The 22,171-nt window shown below is 46.6% G+C and carries 18 protein-coding genes; 8 read left to right on the forward strand and 10 right to left on the reverse strand.

The genetic code is table 11. The features are described from left to right. Positions 1–549: 549 nt before the first annotated feature. On the reverse strand, positions 550–1,989 hold the full coding sequence (locus G517_RS0101935; RefSeq protein ID WP_028302991.1) for an aspartate kinase: 1,440 nt from the start codon (positions 1,987–1,989) through the stop codon (positions 550–552). Positions 1,990–2,279: 290 nt separating this feature from the next. Here G517_RS0101935 and G517_RS17390 point away from each other — a divergent pair, with 290 nt between their 5' ends. Further along, complete coding sequence (locus G517_RS17390; protein WP_051205868.1) at positions 2,280–2,705, forward strand: chemotaxis protein CheW; 426 nt, start codon at positions 2,280–2,282, stop codon at positions 2,703–2,705. Positions 2,706–2,714: 9 nt separating this feature from the next. Here G517_RS17390 and G517_RS0101945 read toward each other — a convergent pair whose 3' ends face one another. The 3 genes from G517_RS0101945 to coaD all read right to left on the reverse strand — a co-directional run bounded on the left by G517_RS0101945 (position 2,715) and on the right by coaD (position 4,959). Beyond that, positions 2,715–4,031, reverse strand: coding sequence for an MATE family efflux transporter (locus tag G517_RS0101945; protein ID WP_245543168.1), 1,317 nt, complete (start codon positions 4,029–4,031; stop codon positions 2,715–2,717). Between the two features lie 160 nt (positions 4,032–4,191). Further along, positions 4,192–4,446: a YfhL family 4Fe-4S dicluster ferredoxin gene (locus tag G517_RS0101950; protein ID WP_028302993.1), complete on the reverse strand. Its 255-nt coding sequence runs from the start codon at positions 4,444–4,446 to the stop codon at positions 4,192–4,194. A gap of 30 nt (positions 4,447–4,476) precedes the next feature. Next, entirely contained in the window at positions 4,477–4,959 is a 483-nt protein-coding gene (gene coaD, locus G517_RS0101955; RefSeq protein WP_028302994.1) for a pantetheine-phosphate adenylyltransferase, read from the reverse strand. A 434-nt stretch (positions 4,960–5,393) separates the two neighbouring features. Between coaD and G517_RS0101960 the strand changes: the two genes are divergently transcribed. Further along, positions 5,394–6,032, forward strand: a complete 639-nt coding sequence (locus tag G517_RS0101960; protein WP_169447896.1) for a TetR/AcrR family transcriptional regulator — start codon at positions 5,394–5,396, stop codon at positions 6,030–6,032. Between the two features lie 33 nt (positions 6,033–6,065). Here G517_RS0101960 and rsmD read toward each other — a convergent pair whose 3' ends face one another. Beyond that, positions 6,066–6,728: a 16S rRNA (guanine(966)-N(2))-methyltransferase RsmD gene (rsmD, locus tag G517_RS0101965; RefSeq protein WP_028302996.1), complete on the reverse strand. Its 663-nt coding sequence runs from the start codon at positions 6,726–6,728 to the stop codon at positions 6,066–6,068. Positions 6,729–6,978: 250 nt separating this feature from the next. Here rsmD and ftsY point away from each other — a divergent pair, with 250 nt between their 5' ends. The 4 genes from ftsY (at position 6,979) to rpoH (ending at position 11,201) form a co-directional block, all read left to right on the forward strand. Next, a complete protein-coding gene (gene ftsY, locus G517_RS0101970) occupies positions 6,979–8,241 on the forward strand; it encodes a signal recognition particle-docking protein FtsY (protein ID WP_028302997.1) in 1,263 nt (420 codons plus the stop codon). 81 nt (positions 8,242–8,322) lie between these two features. After that, the gene (gene ftsE / locus G517_RS0101975) at positions 8,323–8,991 is read left to right on the forward strand and encodes a cell division ATP-binding protein FtsE (protein WP_028302998.1); all 669 of its coding nucleotides are present in this window, start codon (positions 8,323–8,325) and stop codon (positions 8,989–8,991) included. After that, positions 8,988–10,127, forward strand: a complete 1,140-nt coding sequence (gene ftsX / locus G517_RS0101980; RefSeq protein ID WP_084632017.1) for a permease-like cell division protein FtsX — start codon at positions 8,988–8,990, stop codon at positions 10,125–10,127. Before ftsE ends, ftsX begins: the two co-directional genes overlap by 4 nt. Positions 10,128–10,334: 207 nt before the next feature. After that, a complete protein-coding gene (gene rpoH, locus G517_RS0101985; RefSeq protein ID WP_028303000.1) occupies positions 10,335–11,201 on the forward strand; it encodes an RNA polymerase sigma factor RpoH in 867 nt (288 codons plus the stop codon). Between the two features lie 92 nt (positions 11,202–11,293). Here rpoH and G517_RS0101990 read toward each other — a convergent pair whose 3' ends face one another. From G517_RS0101990 to G517_RS19885, 3 genes are all read right to left on the reverse strand, one after another. Next, a complete protein-coding gene (locus G517_RS0101990; protein WP_028303001.1) occupies positions 11,294–13,372 on the reverse strand; it encodes an ATP-binding protein in 2,079 nt (692 codons plus the stop codon). Positions 13,373–13,499: 127 nt separating this feature from the next. Further along, on the reverse strand, positions 13,500–14,213 hold the full coding sequence (locus tag G517_RS0101995) for a response regulator (protein WP_084632018.1): 714 nt from the start codon (positions 14,211–14,213) through the stop codon (positions 13,500–13,502). A 305-nt stretch (positions 14,214–14,518) separates the two neighbouring features. Next, positions 14,519–15,538, reverse strand: a complete 1,020-nt coding sequence (locus G517_RS19885) for a hypothetical protein (protein WP_051205870.1) — start codon at positions 15,536–15,538, stop codon at positions 14,519–14,521. A gap of 288 nt (positions 15,539–15,826) precedes the next feature. Between G517_RS19885 and G517_RS0102005 the strand changes: the two genes are divergently transcribed. Both G517_RS0102005 and G517_RS0102010 read left to right on the forward strand, forming a co-directional pair. After that, the gene (locus G517_RS0102005) at positions 15,827–16,873 is read left to right on the forward strand and encodes an efflux RND transporter periplasmic adaptor subunit (protein ID WP_028303003.1); all 1,047 of its coding nucleotides are present in this window, start codon (positions 15,827–15,829) and stop codon (positions 16,871–16,873) included. After that, entirely contained in the window at positions 16,866–20,156 is a 3,291-nt protein-coding gene (locus G517_RS0102010; protein ID WP_036590096.1) for an efflux RND transporter permease subunit, read from the forward strand. Before G517_RS0102005 ends, G517_RS0102010 begins: the two co-directional genes overlap by 8 nt. A gap of 64 nt (positions 20,157–20,220) precedes the next feature. Here G517_RS0102010 and G517_RS0102015 read toward each other — a convergent pair whose 3' ends face one another. Continuing rightward, complete coding sequence (locus G517_RS0102015) at positions 20,221–21,507, reverse strand: GGDEF domain-containing response regulator (protein ID WP_028303005.1); 1,287 nt, start codon at positions 21,505–21,507, stop codon at positions 20,221–20,223. A gap of 44 nt (positions 21,508–21,551) precedes the next feature. After that, on the reverse strand, positions 21,552–22,169 hold the full coding sequence (gene slmA / locus G517_RS0102020) for a nucleoid occlusion factor SlmA (protein WP_028303006.1): 618 nt from the start codon (positions 22,167–22,169) through the stop codon (positions 21,552–21,554). Between the last annotated feature and the right edge of the window lie 2 nt (positions 22,170–22,171).

Consider the following 22,171-nt stretch of genomic DNA (forward strand, 5'->3'; position numbering starts at 1 on the left):
CTTTCCAAAACATCAATCTTTTGATTAAAAAAACAAAAAAATAGCCTCGACTAAGCGAGGCTATTCTTGAACTTCTGATACAGAGCATCAACCTTAAGCTGCCAATTTATTCCAGCAATAAATAAACTTGCATTAACACAGGCAAGATACCCATAACCAAGCCACCAGCAGCCATTAGCAAAGTTGCACCAACACCAATTGTTTCATAATCGTGAGATTCAGCCATTTTGGTCACTCCTACTCTAGCTTAATTAATATCGATTATATCGACGTCTTACATCTACTTAAGCTATTGCAACAGCAGTGCCAAAATCTAAAAGCTGTAAACAATCAAACTCTTACCCATTGATTTTAAAGGGAATTTAAACAACCGCCTTTAATCTATCTTAGCCTAAAAGCAGCTAAAAACACTGGATATCAAACAATCAATGACAGAAATGACGGACACAACCTGTGATACCGCCATTTTTTGCATAACAACAATTGCATAACAACAATTACCTAACAATCACTATTTACAACGACCTAGCAATCACTGCTTACAAAACGTTAGGCCGCACAAATTGCTTCGCCATGATCATGGACTTCAATCAGGCTGCGGTGCAGGCTTTGTACCGCAAGATCATAGTCATCGTCGGAAACAATAAACTGAATATCAACCTGGCGCATTGATTGCTGTAAAGCCAACACGCTGATATTAGCCGCAGCTAGGGCGTTAACCGTTTTAGCAAGGATGCCGGGGACCTGCATATCACTACCAATAGCGGAGACAATCGAAACTTTCTGCAGTCTCATTTCGCAATTAGGAAACAGCTCTTGAATCGCATTCTGCATACGTTTGATATTTTTCAAATTAGAAACAAGGTAATGCGTTAAGGTGTTCGCATTATTGTGCTTTGAGATAAGCGGCACTTTAAAGCGCTCGATAATACCCAGCAGATCACGGCCATAGCGACTCATACTTCCCATCATATCTTGATCGAAAAATTCCAGAGCGTAGACATTCTGTCGTCCGGCAATAATTTCTACCGAAGGCTTCTCACTCACATATTCAACCGTAATCAAAGTACCGGCATGATCCGGTTCAAAGGTGTTCATAACACGCAATGGCAGGCATTTCTGGCGCAAACCTTTTGCGGCCTTCGGGTGGATAGCTTCCATTCCTAAGTTAGCCAGTTGGTCCGCAACATCATAGTTGGTTCGACCAATAGGCACGGCATTACCAATACCCACAAGCCGTGGGTCTGCGCTGCTCAGGTGATACTCTTTATGGATGATCGCTTCACGGGCATCAGTTAATACCGCAATACGGCTGAAAACCATCTCGCTATAACCCCGATTAAAGCTTTTCATCAGCCCTTCGGTGCAGTGGGCATAACCTGTTGCAATAGGTAGGCAAGTCGCTAAATCAATATCTTTAAAAGCGTTCTCTATACGAGCATCTAGCAATAGGTGTTTTTCTGCATTCCATCCGGTTAAATCGACAAAGACCGTATTAATGCCATCACGCTTTAGCAGTTCTGCCATATTCCAAGCGCTGTGAGCTTCACCAAGGCTGGCCAACATTTCGCGCACGGTAATTAGATGGTCGTTTAAAGCAAAATGTCCGTGCTCACAAACCCGCTCTAAATCATTGAGGGTTTGCTCTGTTTCATCCAAGCGTTCACCGATAAAGGCATTTGCTCGCTGGCATAGCGGCGTGTCTTCAAAAAGTTCTTCATTAATGGCGAATAACTTAGCCCGTAGCTGAGCTATTTTTTGCCGCCAGACGCTGCCATCCTCTGCACCTGCAAAGGAGGAATAAACGCCTGTTTTGTCAGATTTTTTATGCTCTAGGAGGAGGTCGGTTACACCACCGTACGCAGATACCACAAAAATTCTCTGATACCCTTCTTTCTGGGCTTGTTTATGAAAAATGATGTTATCTCGTACTGCGGCGTAATCGCTCATCGACGTACCGCCGATTTTTTCTACCGTATGACTCTTCATTGTTTAGGTTCAGCTTCTGGGCCTAACGGCCAATTCAAAAGCAGCTGCCTCCTGTGATGTATACGTGATGTAGGCGCTGGCCTACTCGAATTGAAAAAGATTATACCTCTAAATATATTATTTGTTAAATCATACTATTGGAGAGCACCAAAAAGTCGCATTAACGCCTACAACCGCAAAGAGCAACAGGATCTCACAAAAAAACACGATCCGATTTTGATATTGACCTTATTAAATTATATAGTTCTCTAATCATATTGAGTGATTCTAATGAGATAAATGGAGAATAAATGAACAACCAATGGATCAGTTTTTGTCTCGCGGGAGAAAAATACGCCCATCCAGTTGAGTCCATCAAAGAGGTACTTAATTTCCAAGAACCATCGCCGGTTCCTGGTGCACCCTATGATGTAGAAGGAATTCTGAATATTCGAGGGGAGGTTCTAACCGTGATTTCAGCTCGCAAGCTGATGAATCTACCGCAAGCTCCCAGTGCAGAAGATGCAAAAATCATCTCCATTGAAACTGATGACGGTCTTTGCGGTATCGTCGTTGATAACGTTGAAGCAATTGTAGGCTTTGATCAAGACACAATAGAATCTCCACCAAATTACGAATCAACTCAGATTATTATGGGAACCGTTCACCGTGAAGGGCAGCTATTTATTGTGGCGGATTTTCAACCCCATTGCGAACACGTTGCACGCCAGATGTAAGTTTTCCCCTCACCGAGGCCGTAGAGAAGACGGGTAAAGTCGATAGCAATAATGCACCGCCATAACCGAAGAACGCAGTAGCATAAAGCAGGCGAACGCAAACCATAGGCCTTGATTAGCCCACTGGGACGTCAACTGTTCGACCACCAAAAACGCTGTAAATGAGACAAGCATTCCATTACGCATCACATCGCTGCGCATCAAACCGATATAAACACCATCAAGCAAGTAGCTTCCTGCCGCCAACAATGGAACTCCTATCGCCCAAGGCAGATACGTTAGCGCAAGATTCTGTACCTCAGGAATATCAGTCATAACCCCGACAAGCTCACGTCCCCAAAGGCCATACAGCCCGCTAATGGTAATCACCGTAAAACCGCTTAACGCAGCCCCAGAAACGACGATACGGTGCCTTAGAAGCCGATCCTTCATACCTTCTGCTTGCCCCACCAGAGCCTCAACAGCATGGGCATAACCGTCTAAAGCGTAAGAAGCCATCATGATAAACTGCATTAATATCGCATTAGCCGCTAACGTATCACTACCAAATGCCGCACCTTGGGCAGTAAAATACGCCATAGAGCCGAGCAGCAACCAAGTACGCACCATTAGCTGACGATTTACTCTGAACAACACGCGAAAGTCATCCAGCCCACCTAAACTCCAGTCCGTTACCGGCAAGAGAGTGATCAACCGCCGATAAGCAAGCAGCAAGCCTGCCACCAAAACACTGTAATCCGCAATAACCGATGCCAGCGCAACCCCCTCAACATGCCAGCCTAAAAGCACGACAAAACACAGGTCGAGCATAATATTGATACCATTACCCAGCAGCAGCATTTTAAGGGCAAAGCGGCTGTCTTTTTGTGCTAAAAACCAGCCCATCAACACATAGTTGACCAACACTGCAGGGGCAGACCATATTCTAATATTCGCATAGTTTTTTGCCTGCGTGACCACCGCGACATCATCCGCCAATAGAGCCAAGCCCTCTGAAACCAACCACCCTTGAAAGATCAGTAAGCCCGCAGCAATCCCTAGCGCCATAACCAGCCCCTGCCGTAATAACAGCACCACTCGTTGATAGTCGTTAGCACCGGCAGCCTGAGATACCGCTCCCGTTGTCCCCATTCGCAAGAAACCAAACCCCCAAAACAGGAAGCTAAACAGCGTTGCGCCCAAGGTTACGCCTGCAAGATAGACGGAATCACTAAGATGCCCCACCACCGCCGTATCCACCAGCCCCAGCAAAGGCACGCTAATATTTGAAATAATGATAGGGGCGGCCAGCGCTAAAATTTGCGGATACATGGAGGCAGTTTTCAAAGGGTTATCTCTCATTAGCAGAGGCGGCCATTAACATCAGGGACGGCTAAGGTCAGGCGATCAATATCAGAGAATCAATATTAAGCCGTCAGTGTTAGGCAAAAAGCAGACAAAAAAAATGCAGCACCTAAGTGCTGCACTCTTCTGAAAAATACTAAAGTTAACCGAGTGAAGCTTGGATAATATTATATTTTTCCATCAGTTCATCTTTTGATTCAACATGCTCAGGGTGGCCAGGAATACACTCAACCGGGCAAACCAGTACACACTGAGGCTCATCATAATGGCCTACACATTCTGTACACAGGTTCGGATCGATCTCATAAATCTCGTCACCTTGAGAGATTGCACCATTAGGACATTCAGGTTCACATACATCACAGTTGATGCATTCATCGGTAATCATCAAAGCCATAACGCTTACCTCGTCAAAAAGCTAACTTGCTTAATCGTTTTTAAAGTGTTCTTTCAGAGCCTGACTAACGACAGGATGCACAAACTTGCTCACGTCACCGTCCAGATAAGCAATTTCTCTCACTAGAGTAGATGAGATATAAGAGTTACGCTCTTCCGGCGTCAGGAAAATACTTTCTACATCCGGAGCCATCGCTCGATTCAAGTTAGCAAGTTGTAACTCGTACTCGAAATCGGAAACAGCACGTAGACCTCTTATAATAACGCGGGCCTGCTTCTGCTCTAGAAAATCGGTCAGTAGGCAATCAAATCCGCATATTTCAACGTTACTATGCTGAGCCAAAATTGACTCTGCTAAAGCAACACGTTGCTCCAAAGGCAACAGTGGTTTTTTGCGAGGGCTGGCAGCAATAGCCACAATCACTCGGTCAAAAATCCTACTTGCACGCTCTACCAAATCGGTATGACCATTGGTAATAGGGTCAAACGTTCCGGGATAAACTACCGTTGTCATCGCATTTTCCTGATTATGCGCGGATTTTGGAGAGGCAGAATGTTAAACAAATTGCCTCACCTGTACAAACTTCTCTCGCTATAAGGTTATAGCTAATTCTCAATATTCTAAAAGTCCAAGGATAACAGACTAGCCATTATCAAGGGCTCAATAGCCTGAAGGCTCTAAATGTCGAGATGATGACAGTCCTATTGAAACCATCAATCCCCTGCATTGCATCACAGATTTATCCTGCTGTTAATGCTATATTCGTAATATCTGTACCTGCTAACGTATTGGGTTACTGCACTCGCTAACTGATTAATAGCGCTAAAACCTACTGACCCAAAAATAAATCTACTGGCCCAAAGAAGGCGAGAGAACAAGAGAACAGCTGACTATCAAGCCTGACATTCAAGTTCGACATTTTACTGTTCAAACCTTGAGAGATGACCGTGAAAACAAAAGATAGAATCATCCATGCATCGTTAGAGCTATTTAACCAATATGGTGAACGCCCGATTACAACCAACCATATTGCAGCCCATATAAAAATATCTCCGGGCAATCTCTATTATCACTATCGCAACAAGTCCGACATTATTGCGCGTATTTTTGATCAATACGAACAATCTGTTGCAGAATTGTTTGATTTACCGAAAGAAAGAGATATTACCCTAGAAGATCGCGCCCAACTGACCGAAAAGCTGCTCGCACTAATCTGGGAGTATCGCTTTATGCACCGTGATTTAGTCGGCATGTTGGCGAACGACCCTATATTGAAAGACCGCTATCAGGCATTTGCCAATCACTCCATTGCCAATACCGAGCAGATTTATATCCGAATGCGTGATTCCGGCTTTATGCGCATTCCAGATAACCAAATAAAACCACTGGCGCTTAATGTTTGGATTCTTATCACAAGCTGGACAACGTACTTGGGCGTTGCACGGGGGATTCGTGAAGACCAATTAACCAAAGAGCAACTCAACCAAGTCGTTTACCAGATGGCCCACCTTGAGCTGCCTTATTTAACGGAAGCAACCCAAGAAGAAACCGAGCATCTATTGGCAACCTTTGGCCCTAACGGCTAACTCATCGATACTAGCTATCAATTATCAGCCCTATTAATCATCGTGGGTTTCCACAGCAATACGTTGATACAGGCGGCAGATCACTTGCCCTGCTCGCTTCTCTTTTTTAAGCTGCCAGTCCAAAGGAATATCACTAAAATCGAAATGCTTCTCTGCCTCTAAGTAAATGAGAGCTCGATCATTGATAACACCCTGAGCGTCCAAGGCCTGACACACCGGTGCCAGCAAGCCTTTACCAAACGGTGGATCAAGAAAGATAAGGTCAAAAGCATCGTGCTGTGAGGCGATCCAGCTTAGTGCGTCACCTTGAGCAACATCGGCATTTTCACACTTTAGCGTTGTTAGGTTCTCGCGTATTTGACGAATAACACCGGAATGGTTATCCAGAAAAACGGCACTTTTTGCACCACGGGACAAGGCTTCTAGCCCGAGCGCCCCACTCCCTGCGAAAAGATCCAGCACTCTGCGGCCAAATAGCTCAAAGTTGAGCCAGTTAAACAGTGTCTCCCGCATACGATCGCCGGTAGGCCTCAGGCCTTCTCCATCAGGAAAGGGCAGTTTACGTCCGCGCCATTCCCCACCGACAATACGTAACTGATTCTTACCTGAGGCCGTTTTTTTCCCTGTTACCGAGCTACTAGAAACAGAACGGCCAACAGAAGCATGGCGAGCAGCGGAGCGTCGTGATTTTGGCATAACAAACTTCCCAATAGAGCAGATCATTCAAAGACTCAGCATCACAGGAGCCATTTAGCATCGAGCAAGCCAATATCTTTTCGGTTTACATCACCAACATCTTTCCGGTTTACATCAAAAGGTTAACAAAAGATGCTTGGCAAAACGCCGTGGATTGTACCCCCCGTGAACGACAAGTGGTAGGATAGACCGTTACAAGAGGCGGGATCGCGCCCGTCATTTTTCGTTCTACAGAGACAGAAACTATCCCATGTTTGGCTTCCTTAAGCGTAAAAAGAAACAGCCGGAACAGCCGGAAGCGCCTCTTGAGCAACCTCAAGAGTCGAGTACTTTAGAAGCAACACCTTCTGAAGCAGATACCTCACAGGTGCAGGAACAGCCTGTTAATACTCAGGATGTAAGCCAGAGCATCGCTAAAGATCAGAGCATTGCGTCACCTAGCGCTCTATCAACCTCAACGCAGCCAGAAGCACAGGCTATACCTGCCGCTACGCCAGCGGTTTCTGAAGTAGAGGTTTCTAAGGTAACAGCACCCGAGTCTCCAGTGGATCAGGTGCCAGCGTCAGAGCCGGAAAAAAAAGAGAAACTTGGCTTTTTTGGCCGTATCAAACAGGGTTTAGGTCGAACCCGTGCCAACTTAAGCGAAGGTTTAGCCAGTCTGTTTTTAGGTAAAAAACAGATTGATGATGATCTGCTAGAAGATATAGAAACACAGCTTTTGGTGGCCGATATTGGCGTTGAAGCCACATCGCAGATTATTGATCGTTTAACTGATCGCGTGGCTCGCAAGCAGTTGTCTGATGCCCAGGCTCTGTATGGCGCGCTACAGGAAGAGTTGCGCGACATGCTAGAGCCTGCCAACAAACCATTGGTTCTCCCTGAGCAAAAAACACCCTTTGTGATCTTAATGGTAGGGGTCAACGGCGTTGGTAAAACAACGACTATCGGCAAACTGGCGAAGAAATATCAAATGGAAGGTAAGAGCGTCATGCTCGCCGCTGGTGATACCTTTCGTGCCGCCGCCGTTGAACAACTTCAGGTTTGGGGTGAGCGCAATAAGGTTCCCGTTATTGCTCAGCACACCGGCGCTGATAGCGCATCGGTTATCTTTGATGCTATTCAAGCTGCAAAAGCTCGTAATATTGATGTTCTTATTGCAGACACCGCTGGTCGCTTACAGAATAAAAGCAACCTGATGGAAGAGCTAAAGAAAGTCACCCGCGTTATGAAGAAGCTTGATGACTCAGCACCCCATGAAACCATGCTGGTTGTTGATGCCGGTACGGGGCAGAATGCACTGTCTCAGGCCAGCTTATTTGATGAAGCCGTAGGCATCACAGGTATCACACTAACCAAGCTAGACGGTACAGCCAAAGGCGGTATCGTATTTGCGTTAGCGCAAAAAATGCAGATACCCATCCGCTATATTGGTGTTGGCGAACAGGTTGATGACCTACGCCCTTTCGATGCCGATCAGTTTACGAAGGCCTTGTTTGATCAGACAGAGAGCTAAATTAAAAATAGCCCATCAACAAGCCTTTTCGATATAAACCGGAGGTGTTAAAGCCTCCCCAAACATTCAACGCAGGATGCTATGATCCGCTTCGATAACGTCAGTAAACGCTACGAGAACGGGTATGAAGCCCTCGGCCAGCTCAACCTTTCTATCGCTGAAGGCGAGATGTGTTTCTTAACAGGCCACTCTGGGGCCGGTAAAAGCACACTGCTTAAACTTATTATGCGGATGGAAACAGCCTCCCAAGGCCAAGTCTTTATCAAAGGCCAAAACTTATCCCGTATGAGCAACAGCCAAGTACCTTATTTGCGTCGCAACATTGGCGTTGTTTTCCAGAACCACCAACTGCTATTTGACCGATCCGTCTTCGATAATGTCGCTTTACCTTTATTGATTGAGGGCGCAGACCCCATCGATATTGGTCGTCGTGTTCGAGCTGCACTGGATAAAGTCGGCTTACTTAAAAAAGAGAAGCTTAACCCTATTACGCTATCCGGCGGTGAACAACAGCGCGTAGGTATTGCACGGGCGGTAGTCAATAAGCCGCCCTTGCTTCTGGCGGATGAGCCAACAGGTAACCTTGATCCTCAATTATCCTCAGAGATTATGCACCTCTTCGAAGAGTTCAACGAAGTGGGCGTTACCGTTGTTATCGCCAGTCACGATTTGAGCTTAATTGCACGTATGGGTCATCGTGTGATCACCTTAAGCGATGGCCACTTGGTTAATGATGGGAGCACCCTATGAGTGAAGTAGGCAAACCCCATAATCTAGGGGCATCTCCAAGAGGTGCCGTTGGTGCCACACCATCACATCCACGCCGTGGCGTAACCCCTAAAACAGCGCCAGTAACGCGCACTAGCGCACAACATAAGCCGGTTCAAAAACACAAGCCCTTGCCGCAGCACAAACCAACACAACGGCGTGCGCATTCGGAAGGAGCCAGTGAAGCAAAAGTACAGACCAATCAAAAAATAAGCAGCTGGTTACGCCACCACCGCTTGATGGCATCAGACAGTTTCAGCCGTGTTGTAAAAGCACCTTTTGCCAGTTTGATGACATGGGCCGTTTTGGCTATTGCTTTAGCGTTACCGGCAAGCCTTTATATCTTTCTAAACAACGCTCAGTTAGTCACGAGCAATTGGGATGGCACGGCTCAAATGTCGCTATTCTTAAAGCTTGAGATGAGCGAGAAGCGATCAGAACAGTTAGCCGATGATTTGCGCCAACGCAGTGATATCGCCTCGGTGCAGTATGTTTCCCGCGCTCAAGCATTGAGTGAGTTCAAGCAGTTCTCAGGCTTTGGGGAAGCACTCGATTATCTCGATGGCAACCCTCTGCCCAGCGTTCTAGTGGTACGCCCTGCTGCCGGTAAAATAAATCAGCAGGAGCAACTGTTGCAAGAGCTGCAAAGCCTACCAGAAGTGGATGAAGCTCAGCTAGATCTCGCATGGGTCAAACGCCTGTACTACATTATGGAGCTGGCTCAACGTATGGTACTTGCCTTAGCGGTACTACTCGGAATTGCCGTTTTACTGGTCGTTGGCAATACCATTCGCTTAGCAATTGAAAGCCGTCGCGATGAGATTATTATTGTTAAATTGGTTGGCGGCACAAATGCATTTGTGCGCCGTCCTTTTCTCTATACCGGTATTTGGTACGGTTTGGGTGGCGGGCTAATGGCTTGGGGCATCATCAATGTTAGCCTTATCTGGTTATCTGGCCCTGTGCGCGCCCTTGCAAGCGTCTATTCCAGTAGCTTTGAGCTTGTAGGGCTAGGAATGGCTGATTCGCTATTGCTTATTATATCCGGTACAGTACTTGGCTGGCTTGGCGCATGGGTCGCTGTAGGTCGTCATCTCGGTGAGATTGAACCTAGATAAGATTGACCTAGATAATCAAACAAAGGCAGGTGATCAATTAAATCCTCTGCCTTTACCTAGCTTAACGTATCTGGTACTTGCAAAAAATCTACGAAATTTTATATTAATCTCTTGATTGAACTCTTTAGTAGAATTGTTAGTAGAATTGAACTTTTGCTGCAACCGCAACTCACAAAGATCAGTTGTTAACTGCTTCTTCGAGGTAATATGAATACTAGCTTACAAACCGTTGACCACCTGTCCCCTGGGCAGGACCTAAACGCCTATATTCAGATTGCTAACAGCATCCCTGTTTTATCTGTTGAACGGGAGCAAAATCTTGCTCGTCGTTTATATGATGACGGTGATCTTGATGCTGCTCGTCAGTTAGTTATGTCTCATCTACGCTTTGTTGTACATATAGCAAGAAGCTACTCAGGCTACGGCTTACCACAGGCAGATCTGATTCAAGAAGGCAACGTGGGCTTAATGAAAGCCGTTAAGCGTTTTGACCCGAATGTTGGCGTTCGCCTGGTTTCCTTTGCCGTTCACTGGATTAAAGCAGAAATTCACGAATACGTACTGCGTAACTGGCGTATCGTTAAAGTGGCTACGACTAAAGCTCAGCGTAAACTCTTTTTTAATTTACGCAGCGCTAAAAAAGGCCTTGGCTGGCTAAACAATGGTGAAGTTGAAGCCATTGCACAAGACCTTGATGTAAAGCCACAAACCGTCCGTCAGATGGAAAGTCGCCTTAGTGCCCATGATGCTGCATTTGATGCTTATACCGACGATGATGACGATACCGCCTACCAAGCACCGGCGCATTATCTAGAAGACCATCGCTTTAACCCTGCCACAGAGCTAGAAAACTCTAACTGGGCTGAAGATTCTTCCTCCCGCTTACAGTTTGCTATGTCGCAGCTTGACGAGCGTAGTCAGGCTATTTTGCAACAACGCTGGCTAACCGACAGTAAAGCGACATTACATGAGCTAGCAGATGTTTATGGTGTTTCTGCTGAACGTATTCGTCAGCTTGAGAAAAATGCCATGAACAAAGTACGCAAAATGATGGAAGAGACCGCCGAACATTGATGGCGCTAAATTCCACGTTATATAAATAGCGTTATGCAAACAAAAGGCTGCCTCGGCAGCCTTTTTTATTAGAGCGTGTTAGCGAGCACTATTCACTCCAAAAAGACAGCGGGATTATTCTCTAAAGAAAGCAGAATACGAGCACCGTCCTGAGTATTTTCCATCTGCACCGTGCCACCAACATTTTTAACCCGCGCCCTAATTCCTTTCAGACCAAAGCCTTCTTCGCCCTTTAGAACCCTATCGGGATACCCTTTACCGTTATCTTGAAGCTCTATCTGAATACCGTTGCCCACCAGAGAGATATCCACCGCCAAACGATTTGCCTCCGCATGACGGATCGCATTACTGACCGCTTCACGGCACAAGGACCTTAGCGTCTTATGAAGATGGTAATCAATACGCTGGGTTGAAGTATCATAGCCTTCGATCGGCCAAATCAGATCAATACCCGCAGCATCCGTTCGCACGATACTTTCTGCCCGTAGATCTGCCAACGTATCGACCAGCAATACCGTTTCACCGGCAATGCCACGGACAATCCCCCGAATATCCGCCATGCTTTCCAGAATAATAGCCCTAAGGCGCGTTTCATCCGCATGTAAGCCGTTCAGTAATCTAGCCCCGACATCATCATGTAAATCTTGGGCGATTCTGAGTCGCTCTTCTTTTACACCCTTTTCATAGGCTTGGCGACTGGATAAAGCCCGCTCGACCAACGTGACTAACTGCTGCGCCAACTGTTGTGCCTCTCTGGAAAACAGAGATTTGCCAGAAGCCGGATACTTCAACTGCATCGCCGGAGCACCAGCAACTTCAGGCAGCAAAAGCGTCATGCCATCATCAGCGATAGTAACGTTTGTAAAAGAAGCGTTTATAAGCGCACCATTTGTAATAACGGCGTTTTGCTCCAATATTCTTTGATCCAAAGGTATCCGCTCTAAAGGCTCAAACAGGCGTTGGACTAATGCTTCCCAGTTAGCTCGGCGTTCAGCCTGACCTGGAGCTAGGGCAACCTGCATCGCTAAATCCAGCAGCTCATGAGGTTTAACATCCGGTGCTCGACGGAAGAAACGCTGCAATCCATCTCGCATTGGGAGATATAAAAGCCCTGTGATAAAAAATGATAACCCTAACGCAGGAAGCCGATCCAAGCCGATCAAAAGAATCAAAGCGGCATCCAATAGGATAAGCAGGACAGTGCCAAGTGAATAAAATAGAAAGGTAAAGGCCCATTTACCCACATCAAACAAGCGATAACGAGTGATTCCCGCAGCCAGCCCGAAATAAATCACCAGAAAGAAAACAAAGGCCACGCCTTGATCCATCGTTGCGTCGCTACCCAGTACCATCGGCAAGGCATTTAGTAGAATAAAAGCCCCAGCGCCAGCCAACACAGATAACCCTAACCATGATAACGCTGCCCGAGCAGCTGGATTATTACGGGTCGCCACAAACTGCGCCACCAAAGCAAAGACGATCACGACCATCTCCACAAGGGTGATCAAATTAACGCCCGCCCAAGCAGGTACGTAGCCGACCAGCGATAAGCCGGTCCAAATAGCAAACACCAGCGCCTGAATCAGGGTAAGCCTACGCCAGCGTTTAACCTTAAGCGGATAACATAGAAATAAGGCGATCATGGCGATGCCAAACAAGGATGCCCCGAATACATTCACACCAACCAGTGAACGAAACAAAGTAGCAGGCAGCGCTAAGTCTCGAGTGGTATAAACCGCAGCGGATACAGTGAACAGCAAGGTTGCAAGACCGCTTAAGACAAACCAACAAGACGCTTGGCTTCGATGACGTAATGCCCAAACCCAGCCGGCAATAATCACCGCTCCAACCCCAACGAGCACCTGCACCCAGAACAATAACGACAGCTCGGTGAAGTTGATGCTTAGCATCTGTAGGTGTTGGCTTTCTTGGCTATCAGCTTTCCGTAATGTTAGGTTCGGGTCGGCAAGCAGACCGGAAAGCTGCTGCTGACGCTGATAAAACCGTTGCAGCTCATCATCGCGGCTAATCTCCCCTGGCTCGGGAGTAAGGTCTAATGCCTCAAGTCGCAAGCGAGCATCTGGCGTACTAAGCAGATCGCCTTCGCCAAAGGTTTGGTTCCAGTGAGGAACATCAACGGCTAGCCCTACCGCTAAAATCACTGTCAGCACCGCAACAACCAGAATGGCCGAGAAACGAGCAGCTGGCGTAAACCACGACCCCTTTATGATCAATGTCTTTTTCTCAACCCATATAAAATTATAGCGACGATAGAAATAGTCATGATAGTGCTCGTTTTTATAATAAGCCTCGGCGTACCGCTTCTAGCGTGGCCTGCGAGCGCGTATGAATATTGAGCTTAGCGTAAAGATTACGTACATAGGTTGAAACGGTTTGCTCACTTAACCCAAGCCCTTGGGCAACTTCTCGGGTGCGCAGCCCTTTACCGATACCTTCTAAAATATCCGTTTCTCTAGGCGTTAAGAGTACCGCATCATCATTATCATTTAACGAATCAACATCTTTACGGGGTTCACGAAAGAACTGCAGCATACGCCGAGCAATAGGTGCTGAAATAGGAGGCTGGCCGTTTTTGAATCGCTGTAATTGCCCCACCAATTCTGGCTCTGGGTCACTTTTCAGCAGATAGCCTTGCGCACCAGAGGCAAGCGCGTGAAATATATTGTTATCATCATCAAAGATTGTAGTAACAACGGTAGGAACAGGGTGAGAGTCTTGCTGGATCTCTTGAATTAGAGTAATTCCAGATCCATCGGGTAGCCCAATATCGACCAATAATAACTGCCATTGTTGCTGGCGAAGCAGTTCACGGGCTTCCGTTAATGATGCTGCCCAACCACAGGTAACGCCAGGCCAAACCAATTTGACCAACTGCTGCAACCACGTCCAGCTTTCTGTTTTGTCTTCAATGATCAAAATCCTCATGCTGCTGGCCACTTCAGGTACAACAAGCACAATCGGTACAACAAGCACAATCGGTACAACAGGCACAACCGATATAACGCCTCAAGTACAACGCCAATGCGATGCTGATCATTCATATGTGACAAGATCCCAGTTTCAGGTTATTTAAGCGCTATATCCAGCATGTTTACAGCGATAGATATAATAACCCTATTGATACTGCAAGTGTGACTTCGGTATACCTCCCCCCATTAAAAATCTCATACTAAAAATCTCGTACCAGAAATACAGGGCTTAACGCTTGGACGTTAAAACCAAACATTAAGCCCTTGCCCCTGCCTTACTCTAACGGCAACGTAGGGGGGTTCTACTCTTGATGTTTATTTTCGAACTTATTTCCACTCGTAAACAGCTTCGTAAGATAAACTTATGCCCGCATTAACCGTCGCATTAATGGTGCCTTTATTGCCACTGAAGCTACAGGAATTGATCTGTAACGAACCGGCTGAACTCATATAGCTTTCATAGTCGCCTGCACAGAACTCTGACTGATTAGCTGGTTTTGGCATATTCTCAATCGTTGTTACTGTGCTTGTTCCCATAACCTTTACCGTCAGGTGCAGCGTATAATCCCCACTTGAAATAACATCGCCTGGATTGATGGGAGTAACGGGGCTATCAGGCGTAACCGGAGCACTGGTATCAGGCTCTTCAGGAGTACTGGTATCTGTTTCAGCCGCTGTCTCAGTGGGCAGGGTGATACTAATTGAAGTGAACGGGTTATTACCTTCCTGATACTGTGTCAGAAAGTTATTAAACGTAGTGCCGCCTAAAGATTCCTGGAATGCATCTAACCATCGATCATAAAGACTCTTACCATCGGCTTTAAAGCTCGTACTGAAAATATCAAAACCAGGGTTATCACCGCTAGCACTGCTGGATAGCTGATTTTTTAGGTCACTCACGGCACTTTCCATAGCCGCATCAAGGCTAGTAAAGTCGTAGTCGCTACCAACACCGGCAAACCATGTCGCAGGATTCATACTTGCGGCGCGGCCTACCGCTAGCGTTGTCAGCGGCGTAATGTTGGCAACACCGCTACTGGCGCTATAGCTGAATAATGTCCCCATGCTACTTCCACTCACTTCTAATGCGCAAGGAAGTGCCGCTTTATTATCATCCAGCATTGTCTGACTGACAGAGTAATTTCCGTCCGCATCAGTCAGAGTACTAAAATCACCACCGGTACACCGAAGATTAACAACCGAATTTGCAACAGGTGCACCCTCTGCAGCGGTTCCTTTGATAACAGCGTCACTATCATCACTACCACTGCTACCACAAGCAACCAAGGCCGAGCAGCCAAGCACCATCAAGGTGTACTTTAGGGATTCTTGTTTACATTTAAACATGACGTTATCTTCCTTTTTATCTTTCGGCTGGATATAAAAAATGCATTGCGGACATTTAATTTATTAAGTCATAGCAATTTATTAATTTTATAAGCCGCAGTGGCTTAGCAGGTATCCCAAAACAGGGAGGGTGAGAAAAGAAACTTCAACGATCTTTTATCTTTCAAACTTAAGCCTTAGCCGTATTTACAAGATGTCTCATATTTGCCTATATAATTAGATTGGGCTAATATTCCGAAAATCTAAAATTAGGCCAAAAAACAAAAAGGCTTAGCAGGAGAACGTTTCATGTCCAAACATTATCTCGATACATGGCTGCTAACAGCAGCCTGTTTACTTGGGGCTATCTCCCTACCCGCCTATGCTTTAGAGTCGGTAACGCTTGAACCCAAGGCGGTTAGCCAATCGATTAGCCTTGACGGCGTTGTAGAGGCTGTACGCGAAAGCACTGTCGCCGCACAAACCGGTGGTACGGTTACAGCCATTTATTATGATGTGGATGACAAGGTAAGACCCGGCTCTGTTATTGTTGAAATCAGCGATACAGAACAACAGGCTCGCCTTGAACAATCCCAAGCCAGCGTTCGCGCAGCATTGGCCAATCTGCGCGATACTGAACAGAGCTTTGCTCGCATTGATGAAATTTACCGCAAAGAACTGGCCTCTAAAGCTCAATACGACCAAGCAAAGAACCAGCGTGATGGCGCCAAAGCTACCTATAGTCGAGCCCAAAGTGCTTTAAAAGAAGCTCAAAAACAGATGTCCTACACCAAGGTTATCGCTCCTTATGGTGGCATTGTTATTCAGCGCTTTGTTGAAATAGGCGAAGTGGTCGCCCCCGGCTCACCTTTAATGGCCGGTATCGATCTGGAGCAGATGCGCGTTAATATCAATCTGCCACAGCGCTACGCGAGCACTGTCCGTCAGCATCAACTGGCAGAAATAGCCCTTCCAGACGGTAAGATTGTTCCTGCTAGAAAGCTGACAATTTTTCCCTATGCCGATGCCCAAACTCATAATTTTAAAGTACGCCTTCATTTACCAGAGCGCCAAGCAGGGTTATACCCCGGCATGATGGTCAAGGTGTCTTTGCCCATCAAAACAGGCCAAGCATTGTTGATCCCTGCATCAGCCTTAGTTGTTCGTAGTGAGCTACGGGCGGTATATGTTTTAGATCAAGAAGACCAGCCACGACTGCGCCAAATACGCACGGGCTATGAGAAAAATGGTGATATTGAGGTACTTTCAGGCCTTGAGATAGGTGATCGCATCGCGATCAACCCTAATGAAGCACTGAAACAGATCAATGCGGCAAGGACTGAACACGATGCATGATAATCAGACTTCCGAACCGGCAAAGCTGGGTATCTCAGGCCGAATAGCCCGAGCCTTTCAAAACACCGAAATCACGCCCTTGCTAGCCATTGCAGGTATGTTGCTTGGCCTACTGGCAATCCTGATTACACCGAAGGAGGAAGAGCCTCAAATCGATGTTACTTTTGCCAATGTCTTTATTCCGTTCTCTGGCGCGTCTCCCGTTGAAGTGGAGCAGCTGGTTTCTACCCCAGCAGAGCAAGTGCTAAGTGAAATCGAGGGTGTTGAGCATGTGATGTCGGTTTCCCGTGCGGGAATGTCGGTATTAACCGTTCAGTTTGAGGTGGGCATCTCCCGCCAGCAAGCCATTGTGCGCCTATACAATCAGGTGTTTTCTAATAGTGACTGGCTACCGCCTAACCTAGGCACAGGGCAACCCCTGATTAAGCCCATGGGGATTGATGATGTTCCGATTATGTCGCTTACCCTTTGGTCAGATAATGATCAGGTTGGCAGTCATGAGCTGAAAAAAATCGCTCACAATCTTGAAGTAGAACTGAAGCGTGTTAAGGGCACCCGAGATATCTATACACTAGGCGGCCCCGATACAACCGTACAGGTAACACTAGATCCCGCTCGTTTATCTGGCTTTAATATCAGCCTAGATGACCTACGCAACGCACTGCAATCAGGCAACACAACAGGGGCAGAAAGCACCATTGTCACCAATAACACCGTTATTCCGGTTCAAGCCGGTGACTTTTTATCGACAGTGGAAGATGTAAAGCACCTTGTTGTTGGTCTCAATAACGGTGCCCCCGTTTATTTAATCGATGTAGCCGATGTGGCATTAAGTGCCGATGTACCGGAACAAAGTGTCTTTATGGGAACGGGGCCTGCCTTTACGGGTAACAGCCCTGCTGGTGTTTATCCTGCGGTGACAATGGCTATCGCCAAGCAGCCGGGGCAGAATGCTATTGATATCACCAAAAGCGTAAACACCCGCTTGGAACAGCTGAAAAATATTGCGATTCCCGACAATGTTCATGTCACTGTGACCCGTGACTACGGCGAAACCGCCAACAACAAATCCAACACACTTATCTCTAAGCTAATCTTCGCCACCGGCTCGGTTGTTTTATTGGTATTGGCCGCTTTAGGCTGGCGTCAGGCTTTAATCGTCGGCTTAGCTATTGTGATCACGCTGATGATCACCTTATTTGCCTCTTGGGCCTATGGCTTTACGCTAAACCGTGTCTCACTATTTGCCTTGATCTTCTCTATCGGGATTTTGGTGGACGATGCCATCGTAGTGGTGGAGAACATTCACCGCCACCTCTTGATTGGCGGCAAGTCGATGCGGGAAGCGATTCCACTGGCAGTGGATGAGGTGGGTGGCCCAACGATTTTGGCTACCTTTACCGTTATCGCAGCACTGATGCCGATGGCTTTTGTGACCGGCTTAATGGGCCCGTATATGAGCCCAATTCCGATAAATGCCAGCATGGGTATGCTGATCTCCTTGGTTATCGCCTTTGTGGTAACGCCTTGGCTAGCCTTTAAACTACTAAAACATGAGCATCAAGATTCCACAAATCAAAATACCGATAGTCAGCAGAATGCAGGTGCTGAGCATTCAGCAAGTAATACAAAAATGCTGCGCCTATTTCGTAAGCTGGTAGGGCCTTTCCTTCAAGGTAAAAAAGGTCGCGGTAAACGTATTCTGCTAAGCGTCGTTGTTATCGGCTTAACCTTAGCCGCTGCGGCCTTACCGGCAACCTTTGCCGTTGTGCTAAAAATGCTGCCCTTTGATAATAAATCAGAAGTGCAGATTATTGTGGATATGCCGGAAGGAACGCCTGTTGAGCAAACTCAGCGCGTTTTGCTAGATCTGGGCCAATACCTGCAAACTGTACCCGAGGTTATCCATTACCAAACCTACGCAGGCACCGCAGCCCCCATTAACTTTAATGGTTTAGTGCGTCAATATTATCTGCGGGCCGACCCTCACTCTGGCGACATTCAGGTTAACTTTGTTGATAAAAGCCTACGAGACCGCAAGAGCCACGATATCGCCCTGAGTATGCGTGATGACTTACAGTCGATTGGTAAGCGTTACAACGCCAACGTAAAAATAGTGGAAGTCCCCCCAGGGCCTCCTGTTATTGCACCTATTGTGGCTGAAGTTTATGGCCCGAATCAGGCTGCCATAACGGCAACAGCCAAAGCCCTACGCGCTAGACTTGAGCAGACCGATGGCATTGTTGATGTTGATGATATGATTGAAGCATCGGCTAAAAAGTACCTGCTAAAAATTGATCGTCAAAAAGCAGCACTTCTAGGCGTTCCTCAGTCCAGTTTAGTCACCGCCATTACTTCTGCGTTAGGTGGTGACGATATCAGCTACCTGCATGAGCCCCATCAGAAATACGCCCTCCCCATTCGCCTAGAGCTTAGCGAAGCGGATAAGAGCAATTTAGAACAGTTCTTAACGTTAAAGGTTCGTAGCACCGGTGGGCAGATGGTCGCCTTATCAGAGGTTGTTAACTTGGTAGAAACCCAATGGGAAAAAACCATCTACCATAAAGACTTACTGCCCGTAACCTTTGTTACTGCTGATATGGCCGGTGATCTAGACAGCCCTCTGTACGGTATGTTTGACCTAATAGGACAGCTTGGCGAAACACCATTGTTTAAAGAGACACCTCTTGAGCAGTTCTTTATTCAGCAACCAGAGTGGCCCCTAGTCCCTTCGGTAAAATGGGATGGAGAATGGCAAGTGACTTACGAAACCTTCCGCGATATGGGTATCGCCTACGGTGTTGGTATGATCTTGATTTATATGCTGGTGGTCGCCCAGTTCCGCTCTTATCGTGTACCACTGATTATTATGACACCGATCCCCCTAACCATGATTGGCGTAATGCCCGGCCATGCTCTACTTGGCTCACAATTTACCGCCACATCCATGATCGGCATGATCGCCTTAGCAGGGATTATCGTGCGGAACTCTATCCTGCTAGTGGACTTTATCAATCAGCAACTGCATGAAGGTATGTCGTTTGAAGAGGCCGTCATTCAATCCGGCGCAGTACGGGCAAAGCCGATTATTCTAACGGCTCTTGCTGCGATGATAGGGGCGCTCTTTATTTTGGATGACCCGATCTTTAATGGCCTAGCCATTGCGCTAATTTTCGGGTTGACCGTATCAACGCTATTGACCCTGATCGTTATTCCCGTGATGTACTACGCATTTGCACCACAGCGCATTAAAGATCTGGATCAAACCGTAAAACACAGCTAGCTCTCTAGCTATTAACTTGTGCTTTAGCACGACATAAAGAATGAAGCGTATGCCACTAGATTGATCAATCTAGCGGTGTCGCTTCATTTTTTGGCTGAAAAACATCAATACGATTACGGCCGCTTTCCTTGGCAACATACAACGCTTTATCGGCTTGCTCCATTAAATCTTCTAGGCTCTCGTTATCACGCATGCGAATCCCCATGCTTAAAGTAACCTTCAGAGTTTGCCCAAGAACCACAACTTCTATCGCTTCAATAAGAGCACGCAACCGCTCCATACGCTGCACCAACTGCACTTCAGAAAACCCTTGAGTTAGTAAGCAAAACTCTTCACCGCCTAAGCGAGCCATAAGCATCTTAGATGTTGATTCTTTGCGTATCGCATCCGCAACCGCTTTTAATACTTCATCGCCAGCACAGTGGCCGTGACTGTCGTTAATCTTTTTAAAGTGGTCGATATCCATCATAACAAGCCCCAGCTGTAACTCTGAGCTGTCACTTTGGGCGATCAAATCATCTGCTGTAGGGTAAAAATATTGCCGATTAGGCATACCAGTCAAAAAGTCTTTATAAGCGGCATCTTTTAGCTCACGAACACTCAGCAACAAATCCATCATATTGTTGATTCGGCTATAAAATTCCTCCACAGTAAAACCTTTATACATAAAGTCATTACCGCCGCACTTTAGAATTTGAGCCGGAATCTGTTGGTCAATTTGACCAGAGATCCCAATAACAGGCAGCTCCGTAGAGTTGTATTGTTTGCGGATACGACGAATCACATCGTAGCCGCTCATCCCCGGCAACTCATAATCTAACAGCACCAGAGAAATATCATGACCGCTGCCTAAAATATCAACCGCCTGCTCCCCTGTGGTCGCCAATATCACTTGATAATGCTGGCGCTCTAACAAGGCTTTTAAGTAAACGCAATACGTTGATGAATCATCCACCACTAGAATTTTGTGCTTACCGTTTGTCATTAAACGTTTAATGAGCGAAATAACATCAACCAAACCGTCTTGATCTTTAAAAAAGTAATCAATGACATTCAGGTCCATCACTTTCTGACGGGTTTGGCTATCAAGAGAGCTGGTTAGTGCAATGGCAGGAATACCGTGCTGTGCCGCAATATCCAGCATTGCACCAGGAAGGGCGTCTTCCAGTACCAGACCACTAATCACCGCCATATAACTTTGATGATTGTTAGCCATTAGCTGCTCAGCTTCATGGCAGGTTTTAACCGAATCAACCTGTAGCCCTTTAAGCTGAGCGACCAGCGTCTGCGCGAGTACATCCCTAAAAAAAATAGAGTTATCAACAATCAGCAGGCGGTGATCTAAAGTCATCGGTTAAAACCTTGTTCTTAGTTTGGTTTAAGCGCTAGCTTGGTCTACATACCAATGACGACAGGTACGAGTAAATCACGCGATAAAAAAGCCCATTGTTCCGGCCAGTTTTCTACCGGCGATCGCTTTGTGCGGGTGTACTGCATGATGCGCCCCTCTACAATTGAGAGCAGCAATTGAGACGTTACCGGCACTGGCATACATGTTTTCATCTGATCCCGTATCTCAGCCTCACGCAGAATCTGCTTCAACTGAGTTTCTAGGCGCTCATAGATCTGCGAAACACGACTACGAAGCCGCTCATTTTCGCCCACAAGAGCCTCTCCAGTAAGAATCCGACACAAACCAGGGTTACGGTCAGCAAAGGCAAGCACCAGCGTAAGCAGGTGCTCACAGCGATAGATGGCTTGGGGTTCATCTTGAAGAATACGACTTACTCGACTGAATAGCGCATCTTCAATAAATTCAATCAACCCCTCAAACATCTTCGCTTTGCTGGCAAAATGACGATACAACGCAGCCTCAGACAAGCCAACTTCTTTTGCAAGATTAGAGGTTGTAATTCTGGCCCCGGGATTGTTCTCTAACATTTGAACCAATGCTTGAAGAATCTGCTCCCGACGAGACGTTTTTGTATGCTTCTGATTACTATCCTGCGTCATGA

The organism is Oceanospirillum maris DSM 6286 (assembly GCF_000422865.1).
Lineage (GTDB): Bacteria > Pseudomonadota > Gammaproteobacteria > Pseudomonadales > Halomonadaceae > Oceanospirillum > Oceanospirillum maris.